Origin of the sequence: Trebonia sp. (genome assembly GCF_049794275.1) — a bacterium.
GTDB lineage: Bacteria > Actinomycetota > Actinomycetes > Streptosporangiales > Streptosporangiaceae > Trebonia.
This window is the reverse complement of record NZ_JBARCR010000699.1, coordinates 1-5,904: the sequence shown is the minus strand read 5'-3', so window position 1 is coordinate 5,904 and position 5,904 is coordinate 1. Positions and strand designations below refer to the sequence as shown.

The 5,904-nt window shown below is 71.1% G+C and carries 7 protein-coding genes; 3 read left to right on the top strand and 4 right to left on the bottom strand.

Annotated features, from left to right (window positions below; translation table 11 throughout):
- Nucleotides 1-97: 97 nt before the first annotated feature.
- Genes WA805_RS18650 through WA805_RS18640 form a run of 3 tightly spaced genes read right to left on the bottom strand, consistent with a single transcriptional unit; the run spans nucleotide 98 to nucleotide 2,830 of the window.
- Nucleotides 98-1,321: a cytochrome P450 gene (locus WA805_RS18650; RefSeq protein WP_424559795.1), complete on the bottom strand. Its 1,224-nt coding sequence runs from the start codon at nucleotides 1,319-1,321 to the stop codon at nucleotides 98-100.
- Between the two features lie 37 nt (nucleotides 1,322-1,358).
- Nucleotides 1,359-1,904: a hypothetical protein gene (locus WA805_RS18645; protein ID WP_425242965.1), complete on the bottom strand. Its 546-nt coding sequence runs from the start codon at nucleotides 1,902-1,904 to the stop codon at nucleotides 1,359-1,361.
- 8 nt (nucleotides 1,905-1,912) lie between these two features.
- On the bottom strand, nucleotides 1,913-2,830 hold the full coding sequence (locus tag WA805_RS18640; protein ID WP_422337746.1) for a hypothetical protein: 918 nt from the start codon (nucleotides 2,828-2,830) through the stop codon (nucleotides 1,913-1,915).
- A gap of 97 nt (nucleotides 2,831-2,927) precedes the next feature.
- Here WA805_RS18640 and WA805_RS18635 point away from each other — a divergent pair, with 97 nt between their 5' ends.
- Nucleotides 2,928-3,899: a cyclase family protein gene (locus WA805_RS18635; protein WP_422286321.1), complete on the top strand. Its 972-nt coding sequence runs from the start codon at nucleotides 2,928-2,930 to the stop codon at nucleotides 3,897-3,899.
- Nucleotides 3,900-4,022: 123 nt separating this feature from the next.
- Entirely contained in the window at nucleotides 4,023-4,499 is a 477-nt protein-coding gene (locus WA805_RS18630; protein ID WP_422277913.1) for a nuclear transport factor 2 family protein, read from the top strand.
- A 72-nt stretch (nucleotides 4,500-4,571) separates the two neighbouring features.
- Here WA805_RS18630 and WA805_RS18625 read toward each other — a convergent pair whose 3' ends face one another.
- A complete protein-coding gene (locus tag WA805_RS18625) occupies nucleotides 4,572-5,114 on the bottom strand; it encodes a hypothetical protein (protein WP_422286320.1) in 543 nt (180 codons plus the stop codon).
- Nucleotides 5,115-5,343: 229 nt separating this feature from the next.
- On the opposite strand from WA805_RS18625, the gene WA805_RS18620 reads away from it, so the two are divergent.
- Nucleotides 5,344-5,904 (top strand): hypothetical protein (locus WA805_RS18620; protein WP_425242964.1); only part of this gene is annotated, 561 nt, incomplete at its 3' end.

Below are 5,904 nucleotides of genomic sequence, written 5' to 3'. Positions count from 1 at the left end.
CGGGCGCTGCTCGTCCCGCTGCCGGTCCCGGGCCGGGTTGGCCGCGCGCTGCGCGACGGGTGGCTGACGGCCGCGCGCCCCGACGTCCGGGGCTCGGTCACGTTCGCGACGTGGGCGTCCAGCTGATGGGCAGCGACTCGACGTTGTAGATTCCCTCCACGCCGCCGAGGACCGGCTCGCCGTCCAGGGCGAGGTCCGGCATCCGGGAGGAGAGGAACGCGAGGGCTTCCTCCAGCTCGGCGCGGGCGAGGTTGGCGCCGAGGCAGAAGTGCGGCCCGGCGCCGAAGGTGAAGAGCTTGCCGTCGCGGGCGGCGGTGATGTCGAAGGCGTCGCCGTCGATCTCGCGGTTGGCGCGTTCGGCGCAGACCGCGACGATCGTGCCCGCCGGGAAGCGGACGCCGCGGTGGTCGATGTCCTCGAGCACGATCCTGGCGGTGAACGGGGCGATCGGCTCGGTGCGCAGCACCTCGGTGACGGCGGGCCTGGCGTACTGTTCCGGCTGACTGCCCAGGAGCCGCCACTGGTCCGGGTGAGCGGCGAACAGCCGCAGCGCCTGCGCTAGCTGGCTCTGGGTGGTGTCCACTCCCCCGGCGAGCACGTTGAGCACCAGGTCCACGCACTCGTCGTGGCTGAGCTTGTCGCCTTGTTCTTCGGCCTGCAGGAGGGTGCTGATCAAGTCGGCGCCCGGGGTCGTCTTGCGGCGCTCGAGCAGCTGCGTCACGTACTCGCGTGCCTCGAGGGCGGCCCGCTCGATGTCCGGGATCTGGGTGGACAGCGCCTGGATGTCGAACTGGCGCTGCACCATGTTGGACCAGTAGTACAGCCGGGGGGCGTCATCGATGGGGGCGCCGAGGACGGCGGCGATCGTGCGAGACGGGTAGGGCTGGGCGATGGCGGCGACGAACTCGGTGCGGGTGGCACCGCCGAGGCCGGCCCACAGCTGTGCCAGGAAGTCGCGCATGACGGGACGCCAGCGGTCCGCGGCCCTGGGGGTGAAGGCGTGCCCGACCAGCGAGCGCAGGCGGCGGTGCTTGTCACCGGTGAGGTTCAGGATGTTGGCGTCGATGTGCTCATACAGCGGGCCCTGAGTGATACCGAAGAGCTCGGCGATCTGCCGGCCGGGGAACGCCGTCTGCCTGGCCCGCAGGAAGAAGTCGCCGGACTCCTGGTCGAGCACGACGAACGCGAGCGGTGAGTGGGCGAGCCAGCCGTGCTCACGCGCCTTGGCGAGTTGCTCGTGGTACGTCTCGGGACCGAAGCCCGGCTGGTTGTAGTCGATCTCTGGCAGGTCGAGGTCGGTGACGACGGTCACGGCGGTCATGTTCCGGGATGTTACGCCGGAGTAGGGTTTGCTGTCTCTAACGGCAGTGGCGGGGTGGCCTGCCGGTGGCCGCCAGCACGCCGGGCCAGCTGTCGCCCGCTTCAGCGGCGTCCGGGTACTGCTGCGCCAGCACCCGCTGGCACAGGTCCGCGGGCGGCGCGAACACGACGCCGAGACCGCTGAGGGCGTCGTCGGTGTGCACCAGGAGTTCGACGCAGGCGCGGCCGACGTAATCGGCGGCGCTTGACTGGCCGGTGACGTGGTATGCCCGTACGCCGGGCGGCGTGACCGCGGCGACGGCCGCCAAGCCCGTCGCCACCGGGACGACGGAGTCGATGACCTCGTCGTTGGTCGCGTCCGGCCAGCGCCGCACGGTCAGCCCGATGAAGTGCTGGCACCGGCTGGCGAGGTACAGGGTGTACTTCGCGGTCGCGCCGAGCATGTGCGTGATCGTCTGCTCGACGTCCCACTCGAGCGGGCCTGCCTGGACCGACCAGTCACGGCCGGCGACGGGCCGCAGCGCGGCCTCGACCGTCACCGCCGCCGCGACTGCGTCGTCCGGCGTGAGGACTCGCGGCGTCATTTCGTCTCCTATGGGGTGAGCGCGGCGAGGCGTTCGGTGGATACGCAGGAGGTCAGGCAGCGTTCCTTGGCGTCGTTGTTCAGCTGCGCGGTCCAGTCCGTGAAGCCGCCGTCGCCTATCTCCATGCCGTCGACGTAGAGCTTGACCGCCCCGCGTTCGTAGTAGCCACGGCCGTGCTGGCGGTCCGGATCCTCGGTGAGGGTGACGTTGCCGGGCAGCGGCTGGATGGCCGGGAGCACGGTGTCTTTCATCCGCTCGGTCAGCGGCGGGAAGCCGAAGACGGTATAGCTGAGGGTGGCGTCGCGGCCCTGGGCTACCGCGCCGAGCGCCGCGGTCCAGAACTTCAGGTGGGTGACGAGCATCGCCGCCTCGGTCGCCGCCGATCCCCGGTCTCTGGCACTGGTGACCAGGGCGAACAGCCGGAAGTGCTGGAAGGCGCCCGGCGCGTCGAACGGCTGGGCGCGCAGCACCGGCTGGCAGCAGGCCAGGTGCACGGGGTCTTCTCTGGGTATCGCTTCCCGCCGTCGCCATGCGGCCTCGACGGCCAGCACGTTCGTCGGGTCGCTGACGACCTCGCTGCCGCGGATCGTGGAGATGACCCGGTTCTGGCTGACCGGCCCGAGCGCCGTGCAGGTGCCGAGCGGCGTGACCGGCGACAGATCGACGCCAGTGAACTCCCCTGGGAGCAGCGCCCAGAGCCTCGCTTCGGTGCGCCAGACCTTGCGCGGGTCACTGTCCGACGGCGTCACGTAACGGTCCTGGCGCCACCGCCGCATGAGCCTGGCCGGGGTCACCGTGGCCGCCCGCTCGCTCGCGACGTCCAGCAGCAGCGTCTGGAGGTCGGCCTGGCTGAGGTCATGCTCAAGCGCCGCCCGTGGGGCACCTGCCAGCTGCCGCCATACTCGTTCTGCCGGGTGCGAGGCCATGGGGACCACGGTGCCATCGCGCGGGGCGGCGGGGCCAGTCGTTTTCCGCCGCCCCATGCCCCTTGTCGCGGGCGTGCTGTCCGGTAACGTCACGACTGTGGCTGACAGTGTGGTCGTTCCGTTCGATGTGGTCGTTCCGTTCGATGAATTGCCGCTGCTGCCGGAATCCGGGCTGCGGCACTCCTGGGACCTGCACGGACCCGGGGATCAGCTCGGCACGCTGAACCGGCTGACCGGGCCGGTGGTCGCGGCGGCCGCCACCTCGGTGCGGACCGGCGAGCGGATCGGAGTGTCGCTGCCGCTCGGGCTGCCCGACCCGCCGTTCTTCGGGCGGCAGGCGTTCAAGCACACGGTGTACCCGATGGGGCCCACCGCGTTCGATGATTTCGTGGACGGCTTCTACCTGCAATGTTCATCGCAGTGGGACGGGCTGCGGCACGTCGGCGGGCCTGACGGCTGGTACGGCGGCTGGCGGGGCACGCCGAACGGCGATCCCCAGCCGCTCGGCATCCATCACTGGGCGGCGCGGGGGATCATCGGGCGGGGCGTGCTGATCGACATGCTCGCGGCCCGTGCGGGGACCGGGTACGACCCGTTCACGTCGGTCGCGTTCGCGCCGGAGGACCTGTCGGCGGCGCTGTCCGCCGCTGGGGTCTCGCTGCGGTACGGCGACATCCTGTGCGTGCGGACCGGGTGGATAGACAAGTACCTCGCGCTGTCGCCCGCGCAGCGGGAGGAACTCGCCACGACGATGGTGGACGTGCACGGGTACTCCGCCGCCGGGCTGGCCGGCAGCGAGGCGATGGCGCGGTTCCTGTGGGACTCCGGGGTGGCGGCCGTGGCCTGCGACAACCCCGCGGTCGAGGTGGTGCCCGGTGACCCGTCAGTCGGGTCCCTGCACGCGCGGCTGATCCCCTGCCTCGGGTTCGCCATCGGGGAGCTCTTCGACTTCGGGCCGCTGGCTTCGGCGTGCGAACAGGCGGGACGGTCTGAGTTCCTGTTCGTGTCCGTGCCGCTCAACCTGACCGGAGGCGTGGGGTCGCCCGCCAACGCGGTCGCGATCTTGTAGCGATCGCCGCGGCTCGCGGGCGGGGTTCTGTGGCCCCGGCCCAATGGCCTGTTCCGGCGCTTTCCAGCGTCGCGGGTGCGTGAGACCATCAGGGCGTCCGTCACGGCGATGAGGAGGTCGTCCATGCCCGACGTTCCCAGTGACCCCAAGGACGTGGTGCGGCGGTTCTTCGCGACGCTCGGCACCGGAGACTTCGCCGCGGTCGGCGAGTTCTTCGACGACGACTCCGTGTGGCAGGTCAACGACGTGGCGCGCGGACTTCCCGCGCAACGCGGGCGCAAGGCAATTATCGACGACTTCCTGCAGCCGATCAGGGAGGGGCTGTTCGAGCCGGGCGACCCGAAGATCGAGATCCGGTCCATGATCGCGGAGGGTTCCCGGGTGGCGGCCGAGACGACCGGCCGGGGAACCCTGCGGAACGGGAACCACTACGAGAACGAGTACGTGTTCATCATCGAAGTCGACGGCGACAAGGTGCGGTTCCTGCGCGAGTACATGGACTCCGACTACGCGCACTCCACCTCGGCCGGCGCGGGGTCGACCGGCGAGGGCGCCGACGAACACACCGCGGAGACGCTGCGCCGCCTGGGTCACGACTGAGCCCAGCGAAACGCCGATCCGGCGGCTCCCCGTGTGCGGGGGCCGCCGGATCAGCGTGTGCGGCGCGGTGGGTTACCTAGCGGCGGTTACCGGGGTGGCCAGCGTAGTACGGGCCGCGCGCTCGGCGGCGGCGCGGCGGGTCCTGATGGCCAAGGCGCCGGTGCGGGCCAGGATCATCCCGACGGACAGGAAGATCAGGCCGTCGGTCAGCGCGTTCACCGTGATCTGGTTGGCGAGCATCCAGTGCCCGAGCTGCGCGCCGAAGACGTGCTGCGAGCCGTAGGCGAACCAGAGGCGGCCGCCGACGACGACGATCCACAGCAGCGCGTACGACAGGCCGGCATAGGTGACGACCCGGCCCGACCGCTCGTCGAAGAACACCCGCATCAGCCCGGCGGCCAGCACACCCAGGGCCAGGCCCGCCGCGATCGCGGCGAGCTCGAGCAGCAGGCCGTTGCCTGACGTAGCGACGCCCTTGAAGAAGAACGGGATGATGACCGCCGCCGCGATGAACGGTCGGATCAGCCGATGGATCCGCACGGGACGCTGCCCGAGGTCGGACAGCAGCACGCTGGCGAGGATCACAAGGTTGGGGATCAAGACGCTGGCGTCCATGGGAACTCCTTGAGTTGCTGGCTGTGGCGGTTGCCGTTACGTATGCCACGCTAGGTAGCGACCCCCGGGCAGCGCGTCGGCCCGTGGCTCGATGCCGGGTGGATACTTCGGGAACCGGCAGGAGGTGGACATGCGGTCAAGGTGGAGGCGAGGTGGAGACGCGGACCTCCACCCGGCGTCAACCCGTCCGCCGGCGCGCGGGGCGCGGCTGGCCGGTTACGTTGGAGGCGTGCTCAGCACCTTCTCCGCGCGACGCGCGCCGCGAACCTGCCCCCCGGACGACGTCCGGGTCACCGGGCCTGGTCAGGTGCCGCGGGCGATCGAGCTCATCAGGACCCTCGTCCTCGTGATGGTGCTGGTCACTGTTCCGTTCGCCACTCCGCACGTGGGCGACGGCGCGCAGGGCATCGCGATCGGCGTCGCCCTCGGCGTCTGCGTGATCGCCTGGATCGCGTGGGTGCGCTCCGAGGAGCGCTACCCGGCGGTCGTCGTCGCGCTGGCGGTCCTGGCGGCGGCCGGCGGGACGCTGGCCGGGCTGTCCACCTTCAGCACGGCCGTCGCCATCGGCTGCGTGGTCACCTCCGCCGCGGGCTCCAGGCTGGACTTCGAAGTGTCGGCGGCGCTCACCCTCGAGACGGTCGCGGCGTTCCTCATCGCCGGCATCGCGGTCGGCGCGCCGCTCGGCACCCTGGTCGGCTACCCGGCCGCGTTCCTCGGGCTGTGGGCGTTCGGCCTGACCCGCCGCGAATACCTGCTCCGCGCCGAGCAGGCCGAACAGGCCCTGGAACAG

What these genes read in the sequence shown, in the direction of transcription:
- WA805_RS18625 (WP_422286320.1), bottom strand. Translation starts at nt 5,114, where the DNA reads ATGGACGCCAGCGTCTTGATCCCCAACCTTGTGATCCTCGCCAGCGTG.
- WA805_RS18645 (WP_425242965.1), bottom strand. Translation starts at nt 1,904, where the DNA reads ATGACGCCGCGAGTCCTCACGCCGGACGACGCAGTCGCGGCGGCGGTG.
- WA805_RS18650 (WP_424559795.1), bottom strand. Translation starts at nt 1,321, where the DNA reads ATGACCGCCGTGACCGTCGTCACCGACCTCGACCTGCCAGAGATCGAC.
- WA805_RS18640 (WP_422337746.1), bottom strand. Translation starts at nt 2,830, where the DNA reads ATGGCCTCGCACCCGGCAGAACGAGTATGGCGGCAGCTGGCAGGTGCC.
- WA805_RS18630 (WP_422277913.1), top strand. Translation starts at nt 4,023, where the DNA reads ATGCCCGACGTTCCCAGTGACCCCAAGGACGTGGTGCGGCGGTTCTTC.